Genomic DNA, 16,541 nt, shown 5'->3' with positions numbered 1-16,541 from the left:
GGGGCGGACAGCCTGATGCTTTGACGATAGGCCCGAAGGCAGCCCAGGGACAGTGGGTGTTTTTTGAGACTGGAAATCTCATCTTGCCGCAGGGGCAGTGGCTCGCTATGTCAGGGTCACCGTCGGGGTGCTCTGACCACAGGGCTGAGAGGTGTAAGCGCATCAACCCGTCAAACCTGATCCGGGCAATGCCGGCGTAGGGAACGGGAAGCCAGACTTGGCCCGTCTTCTGCCATCCGCTTGCCCCCAAGCCGGAGGCGCGTGGGCGTGGGACGAGAGTGCTATACTAACCGTGGCGATTGGGCCCAATGAAACCGGTGACGGTTATCGGGGCCGGTGTCGCGGGTCTCTGTGTTGCGACCGAGTTGACGGCGCGGGGGGTTCCCGTCCGCATCATAGACCGGGCCAAGCCGCCCTCACCCAAGGCATGTTCTTGGTGGGCGGGTGGCATGCTGGCCCCCTGGTGCGAACGGGAAAGCGCGGAGGAGGAGGTCATCCGCTTTGGGCAGGAGGCCTTTGGTTGGTGGCAACGGCACACCGATTGCGTGCGCCAAGAGGGGTCGCTGGTGGTCGCGCTGGGCCGCGACCGGCAGGAGTTGGCACGATTTGGCCGCCGCACCTCCGGCTATCAGGAGGTCGACCGCGCCACTCTGCGCGAGATGGAGCCTGATGCGGCGGCTGTCCATGGCGGCCTGTTCTTTCCTGACGAAGCCCATTTGTCCCCCCGCGATGCCCTGGCGTCGCTGGTGGACGGCCTAGAGGCTGCGGGCGTCGTCTTTGAGGAACGCGAGGTCGCGACGCCGGAGCCGGATGGTCCAGACCTGACAATTGATTGCCGGGGTCTCGCCGCCAAGGACCGTTTGGACGATCTGCGCGGCGTGCGCGGTGAAATGGTGGTCCTGCGCTGTCCCGATGTCTCGTTTCGCCGTCCCATCCGCATGTTGCATCCGCGCATTCCCATCTACCTCGTGCCCCGGGGGGAAGGGGTGTTCATGCTGGGCGCCACGATGATCGAAACCTCCAGCCGGGCGGGCGTGACGGCGCGGTCACTGTTGGAGCTGTTGTCGGCGGCCTATGCGCTCAACCCCGCCTTTGGCGAGGCGGAGATCTTAGAGATCGGCGTCGATGTGCGCCCCGCCTTTGCCGATAACCTGCCGCGCATTCGGCGGAAGGGGAATGTGATCCGGGCGAACGGGCTCTATCGCCATGGCTTCCTGCTGGCGCCGTCGTTGGCGCGAATGGTGGCCGATCTTGTGCAACACGACATCCAACCGGAGTTCAGCGATGACCAAGCTTACGCTTAACGGCGAGGCCACAACCAGCCGCAGTGCCACGCTGGCCCAGGCCATTGAGGAATTCGGCTTTGCGGGTGCGACCGTCGCGACGGCGGTCAACGGTGCCTTTGTGCCTGCGGCGGCCCGGGCCGAGACCATGTTAAGCGACGGTGATCAGGTGGAAATCCTGGCGCCGATGCAGGGGGGGTAGGCCGATGGAGCGGAGCTTTTACGGAACCACCCTGGCGTCGCCGCTGATGCTGGGCACGGCGGGGTACCCGTCGCCTGCGACGCTGACGGCGGCGTTCCAGGCTTCTGGCGCCAGTGTGGCGACGGTGTCCCTGCGCCGTGAAAGTGGCGCGGCCCGGGAGGGTCAGGATTTCTGGGCGATGATCCAGGCGCTGGACGTGAAAGTCCTGCCCAACACGGCGGGCTGCCACACGGTCAAGGAGGCCGTCACCACAGCCCATATGGCGCGCGAGGTTTTCGGCACGCCCTGGATCAAGCTGGAGGTGATCGGCGATGACGACACCTTGCAACCCAATGTCTTTGACCTGGTCGAGGCCGCCCGTGTCCTCAGCGCCGACGGCTTCCAGGTCTTTCCCTATACCACCGACGATCTGGTGGTGGCCGACCGCCTGCTAGAGGCGGGCTGCGAGGTTCTAATGCCCTGGGGCGCGCCCATTGGGTCGGGTCGTGGCTTGAACAATCCCTTTGCGCTGCGGGCAATGCGGGCGCATTTCCCAGACGTGCCCCTCGTGGTGGATGCGGGTATTGGCCTGCCGTCCCATGCGGCGGCGGCGATGGAGTTGGGCTATGACGCGGTGTTGCTCAACACCGCCGTGTCCAAGGCGGGCGACCCGGCGATGATGGCGCGGGCTTTTGCCGATGCGGTGCGCGCGGGCGCCGCCGCCCATGCCGCCGACCCGATGGAGCCGCGCGATATGGCGGCCCCCTCGACCCCCGTTCTGGGCAAGGCGTTCCTGTCATGACGCTGGACCGGTTCTATCCGATTTTCGACAACGCCGCCTGGTTGGAGCGGCTGGTGCCCTTGGGGATCAAGTTGGTTCAGTTGCGCGTCAAAGACCGTGGGTCCGACGAAATCCTGGCCGAGGTTCGTGCGGCTCAGGCGGTTTGCGCGCGCCACGGTTGCCAGTTGATTGTCAATGACCACTGGCAGGCGGCGTTGGAGGCTGGGTGCGATTTCGTTCACCTGGGCCAAGAGGACTTGGACACGGCCGACGTGCCCGCCCTGCGGGCCGCAGGCGTCCGGTTGGGGATTAGCACCCACGACTCCGCCGAGTTGCAGCGGGCACTGGATCTGTCACCCGACTATGTGGCCCTGGGGCCGGTCTACGCGACGATCCTCAAAAAGATGAAGTGGCGCCCCCAGGGGATTGATCGTTTGGCCACGTGGAAGGCGCGGATTGGTGAGATCCCCTTGGTGGCCATCGGTGGCATGACCGTGGATCGGTCGGCTGGGGCCTTTGAGAAGGGCGCCGACATCGTGTCGGTTGTCACCGATATCACCCTGTCCGACGACCCGGAGGCGCAGGTGCGCCGCTGGATCGCCGCCACGCGCGCGCCATGACCGATCGCTACGCCCGTCAAATCGTGCTGCCCGAGGTGGGCGCGGCGGGGCAGGCGGCCCTTGGCGCGGCCCATGTGGTGATTGTCGGCGCCGGGGGGCTGGGCTGTCCGGCGGCGCAGTACCTTGTTGGCGCGGGTGTGGGGACGGTGACGCTCGTGGATGGGGACACCGTGTCCGAGAGCAATCTGCACCGGCAAATCCTATTCAGCGAGGCCGATGTTGGGCAGCCGAAGGTCACGGCTGCTGCCAGGCGTCTGGGTGCGGCCAATGGAGCGTGCCGTTTGATGCCATTGGCCGCCCCGCTCACACCAGCGGTGGCCCCGGATTTGGTCGCCTCGGCGGATGTGGTCCTCGATTGTGCCGACAGTTTCGCGGTCAGCTATATCCTGTCCGATGCCTGTCGCGCGGCGGACACGCCTTTGATCAGCGCCTCGGCGCTGGGCACGTCGGGCTATGTCGGCGGGTTCTGCGCAGGGGCGCCGTCCTTGCGCGCGATCTTCCCGGATTTGCCCACATCCGGCGCGACCTGTGCCACGGCTGGCGTTCTGGGGCCCGTCGTCGGGATCTTGGGCGCGATGCAGGCGCAGATGGCGCTGGCGGTCTTGCTCGGGACGGACCCGAGCCCCTTGGGCCAGTTGACGCGGTTCGACGGGCTCACCCTGCGCAGCAGCGGCTTTTCCTTCCTTGGCGCGCCGGAGCCGTCCCAACCCCTCCGCTTCCTGGACCCCTCAGCCATCGCACCCGGCGATTTCGTGGCCGACCTGCGCAGCTTGGCCGAGAGCCCCGCACCTGTCGTCCCCAATGCCCATCGCACCACTGCCGAAGCCTTTGCCTCCGGCAGCGCACCGACGCCCGCCCCCGATCAGCGCGCCGTTCTCACCTGTCGCAGTGGCCTACGGGCTTGGCGCGCGGCCACGGCTCTGCGGTCGCATTGGGCTGGTGACATCGTTCTCGTCGCCATGGGCGACGCCCCCAATCCTCAGATCACGGAGACCCCATGAAACATCTTTCCCCCCTTGTCGGCGCCGCGCTGACCCTGGCCACACCCGCCTTTGCCCAAGATGAGATGACCGTCCTGTTGGATTGGTTCGTGAACCCCGACCACGGCCCGCTGATCGTTGCCGATGAGTTGGGCTACTTCGAAGAGGCTGGGTTGGACGTCACCTTGATCGCGCCCGCTGATCCCTCTGATCCGCCCAAACTGGCGGCGGCGGGGCAGGCGGATTTGGCGATCTCCTATCAGCCGCAGCTTCACCTTCAGGTCCACGAAGGCCTGCCGCTGACGCGTGTGGGCACCTTGGTCGCCACCCCGCTCAGCTGCCTGTTGGTTCTGGCCGACGGGCCGATTGAGACGCCCGCCGACCTGAGCGGCAAGAAGATCGGCTTTTCGGTCTCCGGCGTCGAAGAGGCGCTGCTGGGCACCGTTCTCAAGACCCACGGCGTCGCCCTAGACGAGGTGGAGCTTGTGAACGTGAACTGGTCCCTGTCGCCCTCGCTGATGTCGGGTCAGGTGGATGCGGTCATCGGCGCCTATCGGAATTTCGAGCTGAACCAGATGGATATCGAAGGTGTGGAAGGCAAATGCTTCTACATCGAAGAGGAGGGCGTGCCCGCCTATGACGAGCTGATCTATGTGGCGAACCCCGATCTGATGGATGCTGACAAGGTCGAGCGGTTTCTGGTCGCCACCGAGCGGGCCACCCAGTACATCGTCAACAACCCCGAAGCCTCGTGGGAGCTGTTCGCAGCCACCTCGGCGGAGCTGCAGGACGAGTTGAACGCCCGGGCCTGGGTCGACACGATCCCTCGGTTCGCCCTGCGTCCCATGGCGCTGGACGCGCGCCGCTATCACGCCTTTGAGACGTTCCTGTTTGAGGCGGGCCTCGTGCCCGAGGTGAAGCCGGTGAGCGACATGACCATGGTTCTGGGCGCCCAATGAGCGGCGCCTACGGCAGCACGTTCGCCACATGGCGTGCCGGGGCGGAGGCGCCCTGGCAGGCCTATACGCATCACGCGTTTGTCGAGGGGCTGCGCGACGGATCGCTGCCCCGGTCTGCGTTCCTGGCCTATCTGGTGCAGGACTATGTGTTCCTGCGCCATTTCTCGCGGGCCTGGGCGCTGGCGCTGATGAAGTCGGACACGCTGGAGGAAATGCGCACGGCGGCGACGACCGTGGATGCCTTGGTCAACCATGAGATGGGACTGCACGTCGAAACCTGCGCGCGGCACGGCATCTCAGAGGCGGAACTGTTCGCGGCGGAGGAACTGGCCCCGAACCTGGCCTACACTCGGTACGTGCTGGACGCGGGCGTCTCAGGCGACTTCCTGGATCTGATGGCGGCGCTGGCGCCCTGTGTGCTGGGCTATGGCGAGATCGGCGCGCGGTTGGCGGCGGAAAAGGCGCCGGACACGCCCTATGGCGAGTGGATCGCCACCTACGCCGATGCGGAGTACCAGGGTGTTTGCGAGGCCGTGGGTCAGATGATCGACGGCGCAATCGCCCACAGGTTGGGGGACGCACCAGAGGCATCCCCCCGCTGGTCCCGTTTGCAGGCCCATTTCACCCGCGCCACCCAGCTAGAGGTGGACTTCTGGCAGATGGGGCTGGACGCCGCGTGACGGCCCCTCCGGCCATTTCCTTTGACGGCAGCCTGCGTCTGGGCGAGGCGCAGGTGTTTTTCGGCGTGTCCTTCACGCTGCCTGCCGGGGCTTGGTCCTGTGTGTTGGGGGCGTCCGGCGTTGGCAAATCCTCGGTCCTGCGGTTGATCGCGGGGCTGCTGCCCGAGGGGCGCTTCGACGGGCGGATCACGACCTCCGATGGGGCACCCTTGGACGGTCGCGTGGCGTTGATGGCCCAGAGCGATTTGCTGATGCCTTGGCTGGATGTCCGCCAGAACGTGACCCTTGGCGCCCGCCTGCGCGGCACGCCCGTGGACGTGACCCGGCGGGATCGATTGATCGACCGCGTCGGGCTGACCGCCCATGCCCACAAGAAACCCGGCGCCCTGTCGGGCGGGATGCGTCAACGGGTGGCGCTGGCCCGCACGTTGATGGAGGATACGCCGGTCGTGTTGCTGGATGAGCCATTCTCGGCGCTGGACGCCCGCACGCGAAACGAGATGCAGGACCTGGCCGCGCAGCTGTTGCGCGGGCGCACCGTCCTGTTGGTGACCCATGATCCCGCCGAGGCCGCGCGGCTGGGCGAGCATATCCTTGTGATGGAGGCCTCGGGCGCGACGGCGGTCGCCCCGGCGCCTGGGCAGGGGCCCCATCCGGTTGACGCGCCAGCAACCATCGCCGTGCAGATGCAATTGTTCGACCGCCTTCGGGGGATCCCCGCATGAGCCGGGCGGTCGATATCTTTGTGGCGACGGTCGTTGGCCTTGGCCTGTGGCAGGGGGCGGTCTGGCTGCTGGCACCGCCGCCTTTCATCTTGCCCCCGCCGCTGAAGGTGTTTGAGACGCTGGTGTCCAGTCGCGTGTTGCTTGCCGAAAATGCCTGGGTGACGGTTCTGGAGGTGCTGATTGGGCTTGCCCTCGGCGTCGTGCTGGGATCGGCCACGGCCATTGGCCTCGCCATGTCCGATTGGGCGCGCAAGGTGACCATGCCGATGCTGGTCTTTTCCCAGGCGATCCCGGTCTTTGCCATCGCGCCGCTGCTGACGCTGTGGTTCGGCTACGGGCTGGGCTCCAAGATCGTGATGACCCTGCTGATCATCTACTTTCCTGTAACGTCGTCGTTCTACGACGGGCTGTCGCGCACGGATCGCGGGGCGCTGGATCTGGCGCGCAGTATGAACGCCACGCCCTGGCGCACCCTTTGGCACCTGCGCGTGCCCCTGGCGCTGCCGTCGCTGTCTTCCGGCCTGCGCATGGCCGCCGTTTATGCGCCCATCGGGGCGGTGATCGGCGAATGGGTGGGGGCCTCGCGGGGGCTTGGGTATCTGATGCTATTGGCCAATGGCCGGGCCAAGACGGACCTGATGTTCGCCAGTTTGCTTGTCCTGGCGGTCTTTACGATCCTGCTGCACGCGGCAGTAAACCGCCTGGCGGACCGGATTGATCGCTATGCCACGGGCGCTTGAGCCCTCCGCCGCCGATCAGAGCAAGGTTGCGTAATCGCTGACCAATAGATGGGTCGGGGCCTCGTCCTCTTCGATCTGGGCAAAGCGGCCAATGGGGTCGCGGAAGACGTTGTCTGTTTCATCGTCATTGACCGTCGAGACCTCTCCGATCAGCACGTCGCCGCCTTCGCCCCAAAAGGCGTGCCAATCGCCTGGACGCAAGGTGACGCTTTCACCGGGGGCGAAGGTCAGTTTTTCGCCGGGGGCGTAGTCGCGCAGGATGCCGTCGCACATCACTTGGCCACCGCGATCCTCGGCAAAGCCACCCGCGTCGTCGGAGCCGTAGAGTTCCACCACTAAGGTTGCCCCGCCCCGGTTGATGATATCCTCGGCTTTGATCACATGGGTATGCATCGGCGACAGCTGATCCTGCCGCGAAATCAGGAGCTTTTCGGCATAGCACATGCCGCCCCCTGCGGTCAGATCCCCCAGTAGGCCGTTGCGGAGGGTAAACAGGAACAGGCCCATCTTGTCGAAATCGCCCGCGCCGTAATCGGTGATGTCCCACCCACAGCGCGCGTCGATGACGTGGCGGGCCTGGGGGGCGCGGGTGCGGAAGTCGTCGGGCGACCAATGGGCAAAGGGCGGCAGGGCGAAGCCATGGGATTGGATCATTTCATCTGCCTGCGCCATGATGGCGTTGATCTCGGATCGTTTCATCCCTGTCTCCCCTGTGCGTGGACGGTCGCCTTTGAAGGCGTGCAACTGCGTGTCGTCAAAGGCAAGCCCCTCGCGCTGGCCGTCGGTCTTAGCTGTTGGACTTGGGTGGCCATTGACCGGAGTCCTATGCCCTCGGCCTCTCTGTCAGCGACGTCGCCAACGCGCTGAGTCTTGCGGGCTTGTTTGGCGTCGGTGACGACCAGAAAGGCAAGCAGGACCTCCGGCAGGGGAAGCGCAAAGGAAGTAGCGCGGTTGCGGCCAGCGTCAGAATGACAAGTGGTTGGGAGAAAGCGGGTGTATGGACTTTGTGCCCGCCTGGTCGTTAATCCAGGTTCCTTCAGCTCGGCCAGGACAGCCCGCTCGTAGAGGGCTTTATCCAGGCGTGATCGCCTGGATAAGGCCAAAACACCTGCGGCCTGACAAATCCAGGCGCTCTTCTGCCTGCGAGACCCTGATTAAGGTTTCCCCCGAGCAGACTGATCTGCCAGGCTTAGTCCATTGCCCAAGCGAGAGGACCGCGCCATGTCCGATGCCCCGCTCAAAGGTTGGAGCCACGTCCCCAACGTCCCATTGACCGTGTCGCCCATCTTCCAATGGCCGCCGCGGCCTGGTCATATCCTGTCATGGATCTGGTCGTCTTGGTTTCTGATCACCGAACGGTTGATTGTGGTCGTCATCGCCTTGATCTCGTTCCAGTGGTTCCAGCCGCCCCTGCAGGACACGCAAACCTGGGCCATTGGCTGGGTTGCCGAGATGTGGGTGCGGAACATGATCCTGATGATCGCAGTCGCCGGCGGTCTGCATCTGTATTTCTACACGTTCACGAAACAGGGCCAGCGGCTGAAGTATGACCCGCGGCCTTTGATGAAGACTGGCCGACAATTCACCTTAGGCGGGCAAATCCGAGATAACATGTTTTGGACATTGGCCAGCGGGGTGACGGTCTGGACGGCCTATGAGTGTCTCCTGTTCTGGGCGCTGGCCAATGGGTACGCGCCGATGCTGACGTGGGCGGCGAATCCCGTTTGGTTCGTGGCGCTGTTCCTGCTGATCCCCATTTGGGAAAGCTTCTACTTCTACTGGATCCACAGATTCCTGCACATCCCGTTCTTTTATAAGCACGTTCACGCGCTGCATCACCGAAACATCAACGTCGGTCCCTGGTCCGGTTTGTCGATGCACCCGGTGGAGCATCTGATCTTTCTGGGGTCCGTGCTGGTGCACTTTGTGGTGGCCGCCCACCCGGTCCATATCCTGTTCCACCTGCAGTATTACGCGTTAACGGCGGCCACGACCCACACCGGGTTCGAGGGGCTTTTGGTCAAGGATGAGACCCGGTTGCGGCTGGGCACGTTCCACCATCAGATGCACCACCGCTATTTTGAGTGTAACTATGGCTCGCTCGAACTGCCTTGGGACAAGTGGTTCGGCTCTTTCCACGACGGGACGCAGGCGGCGGACGACCGGATCCGTGAGCGGCGGAAGACGTTCACGAATGGGCGGACGTGAAAACGGCGCCTCCATGTGGGGCGCCGGGATCTTGGGGATGGATGTGGACCGACAGAGGAGGCCGCGCGTCAATCGTCGGGGAGGTTTGCCGAAATCTCCGCCCACATGGCCGACAGGACGGGCCGGGGCTGAATATCGATAATGGGCACATCCGCGTCGAGCAGTGCGTCCAGTGTCAGAAGTTGCTGACGGGGGTCAGCGCGGTTCTCCCGCAGCAGGGCCATCAACGGCTGCCCCTGTTCGTCGGTGATTACAAGATCGGCCACCAAGCCAGCCAAGGGATCGCCCTCTGGCGTTGCTTCGGCCGAGGTCAGAAAGGCGTTCAGCGCCACACCGCAGTGGAGCGAACAGGTCGGGGCCTCTGCCTCCAAACGATCCACGATCCAATTGTAGAGTTTGACGTCGCGGCTGGTCATCAAGGGTTTCACCCGGACGGTGCCTTCGGTGATATCCGCTTTGACGGCGCCGCCCTTGCGCGGGCGTCCGATGTTCGTGAGGGACTTCGCCCGCTCCACGGCGGATTTGGCACCGGCCCACTCGTTGGCCCAGGACCCCGACCCGCGCAGCCCGTCATTGGGGGGGACAAGCGGGTCGACAGGATCAGGGTTACCCGAGGCAGGCTGGAGCCGCGCGGCGGCCTTGGAAAGGAGACGGTCGAACTTCATGGCAGATCCCTCGGCTGGGCTGTTTCGAACAAATTGATCGAAGCCCGCGGCGGAAATGCGGCGCAGGGACGGAAATTACGCGTTTCTTTTTGAGAGAGACCAAGGAATTTGCGGCGCGCTTCAGGCGCCTCAGATCCGTTCTCCGGCCTCCATCCGGGCCAAAAGCTTGTCGCCATCTGCGATGACCGTCTCCCTTCGGTCGTCGTCCATCCTGTCCCAAGTTCGGTACATTTGAGCCATGCGCGGGTTTTTTTCGAACCGTCCTCGGTGGCGATCCAGGAAGTGCCAATAGAGCAAATTGAACGGGCAGGCGCCTTCGCCGGTTTTCGTTGAAACCGAATAGCTGCATGAATTGCAGTAGTTGGACATCTTGTTGATGTAATTGCCACCGGAGACATAAGGCTTGGAGCCGACGACGCCCCCGTCCGCCCATTGTGACATTCCGATGACGTTTGGCGCCTCGACCCATTCGTAGGCGTCGGCATAGACTGCCAGGTACCATTCATGGACCTGATGGGCGGCGACCCCCGCCAGGAGGGCAAAGTTTCCGGTAACCATCAGCCTTTGGATATGGTGGGCATAGGCGTGGTCCATGGTGCCCGTCACGGCCTCGGACACGCAGGTCATGTCGGTCTCGCCCGTCCAATAGAACTCTGGCAGGGTGCGGCTGTGCTCCAGCACATTTTGCTGCGTGTAGTCAGGCCCCTGTAGGAAGTAGATCCCACGAATGAACTCCCGCCATCCGATGATCTGCCGGATGAAGCCCTCGACGGCGTTCAGCGGTGCCTTACCGTCCTTCCAGGCCTGTTCGGCGGCGTCGCAGACCTCCCTCCAGCCCAAAAGCCCGGCATTGATGTAGAACGACAAATGCGCGTGGAACATGAAGGGTTCGCCCAGGACCATGGCATCCTGAAAGTCGCCAAAGGTCGGCAGGTTCTTGTTGATGAACTGCGCGAGCGCATGGCGTGCCTGCGTCACATCCGTGGCCCAGGTAAAGTCGTCCAGCGACCCGTAGCGATTGCCAAAGCGGGTCCGGACAAGTTCCAACACCTCTGTGACTGTCTCGTCAGGTGTGAACGCCCGGGGGGGCGTGACGTCTAATCCGCTCTTGGGCGGTTTGCGGTTGTCGTGGTCATAGTTCCACTTGCCCCCGGCGGGCTTGTCCCCCTCCATCAGCAGGCCCGTCTTGCGGCGCATCTCGCGATAGAACCACTCCATCCGCAGCTCTTTGCGGCCCTCGGCCCAGGCCTCGAACTCTCTGTGGCTGGCCAAGAAGCGGTCATCGGGAAACATATGAACGGGCAGGGGGGCCTCTTCGAGCGCGGCGATCAGGCGGAACTCCCCCGGTTCCGTGGCAAGGACTTCGGTGGCGCCCGTCGCCTCGGCAGCGCGTAGAAGCTCACCCACAATGGATTGGCTATTCTCCGGGTCGTCCAACTTGGTGTAGCGGACCGTCCAGCCCGCCTCTGCCAGTCGCGCCGCGTGTTTGCGCATGGCTGAAAACAGAAAGGCAATCTTCTTGGGATGATGGGGGACGTAATCGGCTTCGGCCTGGACCTCCGCCATGACAACCGTATCCGTGTTCGGATCCCCCTCGCGCAAAGCGCTCAGGCCGTCGGACAGTTGATCGCCCAGCACAAGGATCAGACGTCCTACCACGGGATTTCCTCTCCGGCGTAGTCAAAGAACCCCCCGGAGTGTTCCGGTGTCAGGCGCCCCAAGACATCGATCAGGTTCGCGGCCGCTTGGTCGGCGGAGACCTTCTTTGCCTTGTAGCCTTCGGTAAACGGGGTCTCGACCGTTCCAGGGTGCAGGGCGACCACGACGGCACCTTTGCGTTTGCGACCGATTTCAATGGCCGCCCCATGGGTGATTTGGTTGGCTGCCGCTTTCGCCGCCCGGTAGCTGTACCACCCCCCCATGCGGTTGTCGCCGATGCTGCCCACCCGCGCGGTCAGGACGCCAACACGCGCCGTCTCCGACAACTTCGGGGCAAGCGCGCGCAAGATCAGCGCGGGACCGATCGCGTTCACAGCAAAGGTCTGGGCCATGGCGTGCGCATCAATGGCATCCAGGGTTTTTTCCGGCGCCTGTCCCTCCGGCGCGAGGATCCCTGTCGCCACAAAGGCCAGGTCTACGGGCGCGACGACGGGGTCCAGTGCCGCAGCAACCGAGTCTGGGTCTGTCACGTCCAGCCCGGTCTGCGACCGACTGATTTCCGTGAGACAGTGGGTTTGGCTCAGGGTTCGCGCGATGGCCGCGCCGATCCCCCCTGACGCACCGATGATGAGCGCATGTTTCATTCGCAGGCAGTTAGACGCCACCTTCGGCCCTTCAAGTCAGGAATGCCTCTCTAGTCCTGGCCCACGTCTTTGCCTATGGTACCGGTCGTGCGTAACGAATGTGATAATATCCTGGCCGATTGGCCCGATCCTACCGCCCCCGAGGGGGCATTGACCCTGTTGTCCGATTTGCTTGCCTGCCGCAGTATCGATGCCGCGTGGGGGCGGTTCGTGACCGCGATGGGCGCCCGTGGCTTTGTTCGAATGTCTTACGGAAACTCGCGCCTGCGGGCCAAGGAAAGCGGCTGGGATCGCCGCAACTCCATCATCCTGCATCACGGTCCGCAGGCGTTCTTCGACGCCTACATTGATGGTGAGTTGTTCATTCACAACCCAATCTTCCACTGGGTCCGTGATCGCAGCGGCTTTGCCACATGGGAACAGGCGCGTGCTGCGTTTTCGGATAAGCTGACCCCAGAACTGGAAAAAATTCGCGCTCTGGAGGCCAAATACGGCGGCGAGGCTGGCTTTACCGGTAGCCTTAGTGGCCTCGTCCCCGGTCTGGAGGGCGGCATTGGCCTCAACCTCCGCCCTGGCGTTGATGAGGCCGGGGCCCAGGCCATTTGGGCCTCCCATGGGGCAGAGCTTGAAACTGCCGCGCGCGCGCTCCACCTTCGTATCTCGTCTCTCCCGCGCTCTGGGGCGACTCAACGGCTGACTACACGCCAACGGGAATGTCTGGAATGGGCCGCCCGGGGCAAACGGACTCGCGACATTGCCGCCATCATGGACCTGAGCGTGCCCACCGTGGAGAAGCACATGCGCTTGGCACGTGAGGCGCTCGATTCAGACTCAACCGCCCAAGCGGTGCATGAGGCGCAGACCCGCAACCTCTTGATGGTTTGACACCACCCTTTGGTGGTGGCGCCTCAGTCTGTCGTTTCGATGTTCCAAAAATATGCAGATGCATCCGACACGGACTGCGCGCCCGCTGATTGATGGCATGACGGTCATCTCGGGGGTCCGGGGGGCGTCCCCCGGCCGCCTCACACCGGGTCCGGGCGAAAACACATCGTCGTTCGACAGATTCCCACTTTCCCCGCCCCTGCGAAACCCGTATCGTCTCGGTCATGACGCTGATCCTAACCCTGGACCTTCTTCTTAGCCGCTCCTGAGCGTGCCATTCGGCGCGACCGCTCGGGAGAGGTGCAGCGCCGACAGAAGACACCCAGACATCCAGGATAGAGCCATGACTTCCGACAAAAACCGCGTCGTTATCTTCGACACCACCCTGCGCGATGGGGAGCAATCCCCCGGCGCCACCATGACCCATGACGAAAAGTTGGAGATCGCCTCCATGCTGGATGAGATGGGCGTGGACATCATCGAGGCGGGCTTTCCCATCGCCTCCGAAGGCGATTTCGCCGCCGTGTCCGAGATCGCTCGGGCCGCGCAATCGGCCACGATTTGTGGCCTGGCGCGCGCCAATTTGAAAGACATTGACCGCTGTTGGGAGGCGGTGAAACACGCCAAATCGCCCCGCATCCATACCTTCATCGGCACCTCGCCCCTGCATCGCGCCATCCCCAATCTGACTATGGATGAGATGGCCGACCGGATCCACGACACGGTCACCCATGCTCGGAACCTCTGCGACAATGTCCAATGGTCGCCCATGGATGCGACCCGGACGGAGTGGGAGTATTTGGCCCGCGTGGTCGAGATCGCGATCAAGGCAGGCGCCACCACGATCAACATCCCGGACACTGTCGGCTACACCGCGCCCAACGAAAGCGCCGAGCTGATCCGTCGTCTCATCGCCGAAGTGCCGGGCGCCGAGGACGTCATCTTTGCCACCCACTGCCACAATGATCTGGGCATGGCGACGGCCAACTCCCTTGCCGCGGTCGAGGGCGGTGCGCGGCAGATAGAATGCACAATCAATGGGTTGGGGGAACGCGCGGGCAACACGGCCCTGGAGGAGGTCGTGATGGCCCTCAAGGTCCGCCACGACATCATACCGTTCACAACCGGCATCGACGCCACCAAGCTGATGGCGATCTCGCGCCGGGTCAGCGCCGTGTCGGGCTTTGTGGTTCAGCCGAACAAGGCCATCGTCGGCAAGAACGCCTTCGCCCATGAGTCCGGGATCCACCAAGACGGGATGCTGAAGAACGCCGAAACCTTCGAGATCATGCGCCCCGAGGATGTGGGCCTCACCGAAACGTCGCTGGTCATGGGTAAGCACTCGGGTCGTGCGGCCCTGCGCTCCAAACTGGCGGAGTTGGGGTATGACGTGGACGGCAACCAACTGGCCGACGTCTTCGTGCGGTTCAAAGCCCTGGCCGACCGTAAGAAAGAGGTTTTCGACGACGATCTGATCGCCCTGATGCAGGACGAGGAACGCTCTGGCGAGGATCGGATCAAGGTCGGAACCCTGCGCGTGGTCTGCGGTACCGGTGGCCCGGCGGAGGCTGCGCTGACGCTGACGATTGACGGGGATGCCGTCTCGGCTGAGGCGACGGGCGATGGCCCGGTGGATGCAGCCTTCAATGCCGTGAAGACGCTGGTCGATCACCGGGCGCGTCTGCAACTCTACCAGGTGTCTGCCGTGACCGAAGGGACGGATGCCCAGGCCACCGTGACGGTTCGGATGGAGGAGGAGGGGCGCATCGTCTCGGGCCAATCCGCCGACACCGATACGGTCGTGGCCAGTGTGCGGGCTTATGTGAACGCGCTCAACCGTCTGATGGTGCGCCGAGAGAAGGCGGGGACCGACGCGCGCGAGATCAGCTATAAGGATGTGGGGTAGCCTGCCGAACCCATCGCGAGCCGTCGCTATGCGACGTCGTTGAGGGGCCGCCCTCCTCGTTTGATCGGCTTCCCATTGGGTCATCAGGCGGCGGTTTGAGGTTCTGAGCCTCGACAGGCCGGTAACGGCGTGTTCGGCATTTGGCATTCGGCTGCGGCTAGCTGGCGTCGCGCCTGAGCGTATCCCTTCGGATCTGCGGCAGTGTTCTGCTGAGCTTCGATCAAGTAAGAGAGGTCATTGAGACTTGTCAGGCGCTCCCGCGTGCTTCCGAAGATAAGGAGACGGGTGAATGGACCCCCGTGAGCCATGCCACGGCCTAGGACTCGTTGGACAAGCGTTTCTATGCTTTGCGGCCCTCTGAAGAGGAGGCAATGCAACTCGCAGAGTGCATCCCCGACCGCTATCGAGAGGAGGTGCGTGGGCTGTTGGCGCGGAATGATGCGGGTCGTCAGAACCCGGTTGGTCTTCGAGGTCTTGTTTGGGGGCCGAATTCTGAGCGGCTGCTTTGGCTCGGCCCAAGTCCTTTCCTATAGGAGCAGATCGTTAGAGAGTTCGCCCACCGCCTCGGCGTACATGGGATACGGCGATGCGCAGCCCCGCTGATGCGCGACGCGGCTCGCCCAAAGTGGACCCACTTCAGTGTATGCATTGTGGGGCTGGCTCTGGGTCTTCTCCGAGGTTTTCTGATCATTTGTGGGGTGCTTGCCGCTTTGATCACGCTTGGCGTCATCGGCGCCGTACTGGGAATTTGACGACATGCGTTGCCGTCACGGGGCCGCAGAGATCACTTTTGTCGGCGGGATGTATGGCTCCCAATGTATCGGTCGCCTTAGTGAGCCGGGGATGCTCTCGCCCTTCACGCTTCGTTAACTATCTTGGCGGCAGGATCAGGGCATGCCCGATTACTGCCGCCCCACGATTCCCGCTAGCACGATCTTTATCACGGCCCACCTCTTGGACCGTGCATCCGACCTGCTGGTCCGGCACGTTGACATCTTGCGCGAGGCCGTGCGCAGCGTCCGCGCCGATCGGCCCTTCGAGATTGAGGCCTGGGTCACGTTGCCCGATCACTTCCACGCGGTCTGGCGACTGCCAGGGCGGGATGCCGATTGCTCGGCCCATATGGCCTCGATTAAGGCACGGTTCCAGGAAGGCTTGCTTCGGGCAGGGATGCACCCTTCGCTCACGCCTACCCCGCCCCCAGGCGACGTTGCACTTTGGCAAGACGACTTCCGAGAATACCGTGTTCGCGACGAGCTCGATCTCGGGCGGTTGATCAGCTACTGTAACCTCAATCCCGTGAAACATGGGCTTGTGGCTGATCCATTCGATTGGCCCCATTCATCGATCCATCGCGATATGCGTGTGAGCCTTCGGGCCGGTCTCGCGGCGGCAAACCGGTTAGACCCAGCACGGCGGCGCATCCTCGGGCCTGCCGAAGCTCTGTCGCGCGACCATCCCTTAACCGATCCAATTCGCCCTGGGAGGGACCGCCGACCACAGACGCACATGCCCACCTCGGCCCGTGCAAACGCACCCGTTGGCCCCGCGTGATCAGCAAAATGCGGCCTACTAACCCAAAGGCCGCCCTTGTCCCCGACCGCCTCGGCCCGTTACACGCCTAG

Annotated in this window: 17 protein-coding genes and 1 riboswitch; of the genes, 13 read left to right on the top strand and 4 right to left on the bottom strand. The window is 63.8% G+C overall.

Going from position 1 to position 16,541, the window contains the following annotated elements:
- Nucleotides 1-113 precede the first annotated feature (113 nt).
- Nucleotides 114-220: riboswitch (TPP riboswitch) on the top strand.
- An 88-nt stretch (nucleotides 221-308) separates the two neighbouring features.
- From K5R33_RS06265 to K5R33_RS06225, 9 genes are read left to right on the top strand one after another with little or no spacing between them, the layout of a single operon-like run.
- On the top strand, nucleotides 309-1,304 hold the full coding sequence (locus K5R33_RS06265) for an FAD-dependent oxidoreductase (protein WP_220748153.1): 996 nt from the start codon (nucleotides 309-311) through the stop codon (nucleotides 1,302-1,304).
- Nucleotides 1,285-1,485, top strand: coding sequence for a sulfur carrier protein ThiS (gene thiS / locus K5R33_RS06260; protein WP_220748152.1), 201 nt, complete (start codon nucleotides 1,285-1,287; stop codon nucleotides 1,483-1,485). The genes K5R33_RS06265 and thiS overlap by 20 nt, the downstream gene beginning before the upstream one ends.
- A gap of 4 nt (nucleotides 1,486-1,489) precedes the next feature.
- Nucleotides 1,490-2,266 (top strand): thiazole synthase, encoded by a 777-nt coding sequence (locus K5R33_RS06255; protein WP_220748151.1) that lies wholly within the window; start codon nucleotides 1,490-1,492, stop codon nucleotides 2,264-2,266.
- Nucleotides 2,263-2,865: a thiamine phosphate synthase gene (locus K5R33_RS06250; RefSeq protein WP_220748150.1), complete on the top strand. Its 603-nt coding sequence runs from the start codon at nucleotides 2,263-2,265 to the stop codon at nucleotides 2,863-2,865. The genes K5R33_RS06255 and K5R33_RS06250 overlap by 4 nt, the downstream gene beginning before the upstream one ends.
- Nucleotides 2,862-3,866, top strand: a complete 1,005-nt coding sequence (locus tag K5R33_RS06245; RefSeq protein WP_220748149.1) for a HesA/MoeB/ThiF family protein — start codon at nucleotides 2,862-2,864, stop codon at nucleotides 3,864-3,866. The genes K5R33_RS06250 and K5R33_RS06245 overlap by 4 nt, the downstream gene beginning before the upstream one ends.
- The gene (locus K5R33_RS06240) at nucleotides 3,863-4,804 is read left to right on the top strand and encodes an ABC transporter substrate-binding protein (protein ID WP_220748148.1); all 942 of its coding nucleotides are present in this window, start codon (nucleotides 3,863-3,865) and stop codon (nucleotides 4,802-4,804) included. Before K5R33_RS06245 ends, K5R33_RS06240 begins: the two co-directional genes overlap by 4 nt.
- Nucleotides 4,801-5,484 carry a TenA family protein gene (locus K5R33_RS06235; RefSeq protein ID WP_220748147.1) on the top strand — a complete coding sequence of 228 codons (684 nt, stop codon included), beginning with the start codon at nucleotides 4,801-4,803 and terminating at the stop codon, nucleotides 5,482-5,484. The genes K5R33_RS06240 and K5R33_RS06235 overlap by 4 nt, the downstream gene beginning before the upstream one ends.
- Entirely contained in the window at nucleotides 5,481-6,209 is a 729-nt protein-coding gene (locus K5R33_RS06230; protein WP_220748146.1) for an ABC transporter ATP-binding protein, read from the top strand. The genes K5R33_RS06235 and K5R33_RS06230 overlap by 4 nt, the downstream gene beginning before the upstream one ends.
- Complete coding sequence (locus tag K5R33_RS06225) at nucleotides 6,206-6,949, top strand: ABC transporter permease (RefSeq protein ID WP_220748145.1); 744 nt, start codon at nucleotides 6,206-6,208, stop codon at nucleotides 6,947-6,949. The genes K5R33_RS06230 and K5R33_RS06225 overlap by 4 nt, the downstream gene beginning before the upstream one ends.
- Nucleotides 6,950-6,964: 15 nt before the next feature.
- Here K5R33_RS06225 and K5R33_RS06220 read toward each other — a convergent pair whose 3' ends face one another.
- The gene (locus K5R33_RS06220; protein WP_220748144.1) at nucleotides 6,965-7,648 is read right to left on the bottom strand and encodes a D-lyxose/D-mannose family sugar isomerase; all 684 of its coding nucleotides are present in this window, start codon (nucleotides 7,646-7,648) and stop codon (nucleotides 6,965-6,967) included.
- Between the two features lie 522 nt (nucleotides 7,649-8,170).
- Here K5R33_RS06220 and K5R33_RS06215 point away from each other — a divergent pair.
- Nucleotides 8,171-9,157: a sterol desaturase family protein gene (locus tag K5R33_RS06215; protein ID WP_220748143.1), complete on the top strand. Its 987-nt coding sequence runs from the start codon at nucleotides 8,171-8,173 to the stop codon at nucleotides 9,155-9,157.
- Between the two features lie 68 nt (nucleotides 9,158-9,225).
- Here K5R33_RS06215 and K5R33_RS06210 read toward each other — a convergent pair whose 3' ends face one another.
- The 3 genes from K5R33_RS06210 to K5R33_RS06200 all read right to left on the bottom strand — a co-directional run bounded on the left by K5R33_RS06210 (nucleotide 9,226) and on the right by K5R33_RS06200 (nucleotide 12,125).
- A complete protein-coding gene (locus K5R33_RS06210; RefSeq protein ID WP_220748142.1) occupies nucleotides 9,226-9,822 on the bottom strand; it encodes a hypothetical protein in 597 nt (198 codons plus the stop codon).
- A gap of 129 nt (nucleotides 9,823-9,951) precedes the next feature.
- Entirely contained in the window at nucleotides 9,952-11,481 is a 1,530-nt protein-coding gene (locus K5R33_RS06205) for a cryptochrome/photolyase family protein (RefSeq protein ID WP_220748141.1), read from the bottom strand.
- A complete protein-coding gene (locus K5R33_RS06200; RefSeq protein WP_220748140.1) occupies nucleotides 11,475-12,125 on the bottom strand; it encodes an SDR family NAD(P)-dependent oxidoreductase in 651 nt (216 codons plus the stop codon). The genes K5R33_RS06205 and K5R33_RS06200 overlap by 7 nt, the downstream gene beginning before the upstream one ends.
- Before the next feature lie 87 nt (nucleotides 12,126-12,212).
- On the opposite strand from K5R33_RS06200, the gene K5R33_RS06195 reads away from it, so the two are divergent.
- From K5R33_RS06195 to K5R33_RS06185, 3 genes are all read left to right on the top strand, one after another.
- Entirely contained in the window at nucleotides 12,213-13,010 is a 798-nt protein-coding gene (locus tag K5R33_RS06195; RefSeq protein ID WP_220748139.1) for a helix-turn-helix transcriptional regulator, read from the top strand.
- A 343-nt stretch (nucleotides 13,011-13,353) separates the two neighbouring features.
- Nucleotides 13,354-14,916: a 2-isopropylmalate synthase gene (locus K5R33_RS06190; RefSeq protein ID WP_220748138.1), complete on the top strand. Its 1,563-nt coding sequence runs from the start codon at nucleotides 13,354-13,356 to the stop codon at nucleotides 14,914-14,916.
- Nucleotides 14,917-15,810: 894 nt separating this feature from the next.
- Nucleotides 15,811-16,470, top strand: coding sequence for an REP-associated tyrosine transposase (locus K5R33_RS06185; protein ID WP_220748137.1), 660 nt, complete (start codon nucleotides 15,811-15,813; stop codon nucleotides 16,468-16,470).
- Nucleotides 16,471-16,541 lie beyond the last annotated feature (71 nt).

The organism is Jannaschia pagri, assembly GCF_019655435.1.
Taxonomy (GTDB): Bacteria; Pseudomonadota; Alphaproteobacteria; order Rhodobacterales; family Rhodobacteraceae; genus Jannaschia; species Jannaschia pagri.
The sequence above is the reverse complement of the archived record's forward strand: the minus strand, read 5'-3'. Positions and strand labels throughout refer to the sequence as shown.

Excerpts from the sequence above, each read along its gene's own strand:
- K5R33_RS06265 (WP_220748153.1), top strand. The coding sequence starts at position 309 with ATGAAACCGGTGACGGTTATCGGGGCCGGTGTCGCGGGTCTCTGTGTT.
- K5R33_RS06190 (WP_220748138.1), top strand. The coding sequence starts at position 13,354 with ATGACTTCCGACAAAAACCGCGTCGTTATCTTCGACACCACCCTGCGC.
- K5R33_RS06185 (WP_220748137.1), top strand. The coding sequence starts at position 15,811 with ATGCCCGATTACTGCCGCCCCACGATTCCCGCTAGCACGATCTTTATC.
- K5R33_RS06245 (WP_220748149.1), top strand. The coding sequence starts at position 2,862 with ATGACCGATCGCTACGCCCGTCAAATCGTGCTGCCCGAGGTGGGCGCG.
- K5R33_RS06225 (WP_220748145.1), top strand. The coding sequence starts at position 6,206 with ATGAGCCGGGCGGTCGATATCTTTGTGGCGACGGTCGTTGGCCTTGGC.
- K5R33_RS06240 (WP_220748148.1), top strand. The coding sequence starts at position 3,863 with ATGAAACATCTTTCCCCCCTTGTCGGCGCCGCGCTGACCCTGGCCACA.
- thiS (WP_220748152.1), top strand. The coding sequence starts at position 1,285 with ATGACCAAGCTTACGCTTAACGGCGAGGCCACAACCAGCCGCAGTGCC.
- K5R33_RS06200 (WP_220748140.1), bottom strand. The coding sequence starts at position 12,125 with ATGAAACATGCGCTCATCATCGGTGCGTCAGGGGGGATCGGCGCGGCC.
- K5R33_RS06250 (WP_220748150.1), top strand. The coding sequence starts at position 2,263 with ATGACGCTGGACCGGTTCTATCCGATTTTCGACAACGCCGCCTGGTTG.
- K5R33_RS06235 (WP_220748147.1), top strand. The coding sequence starts at position 4,801 with ATGAGCGGCGCCTACGGCAGCACGTTCGCCACATGGCGTGCCGGGGCG.
- K5R33_RS06220 (WP_220748144.1), bottom strand. The coding sequence starts at position 7,648 with ATGAAACGATCCGAGATCAACGCCATCATGGCGCAGGCAGATGAAATG.
- K5R33_RS06215 (WP_220748143.1), top strand. The coding sequence starts at position 8,171 with ATGTCCGATGCCCCGCTCAAAGGTTGGAGCCACGTCCCCAACGTCCCA.
- K5R33_RS06255 (WP_220748151.1), top strand. The coding sequence starts at position 1,490 with ATGGAGCGGAGCTTTTACGGAACCACCCTGGCGTCGCCGCTGATGCTG.
- K5R33_RS06210 (WP_220748142.1), bottom strand. The coding sequence starts at position 9,822 with ATGAAGTTCGACCGTCTCCTTTCCAAGGCCGCCGCGCGGCTCCAGCCT.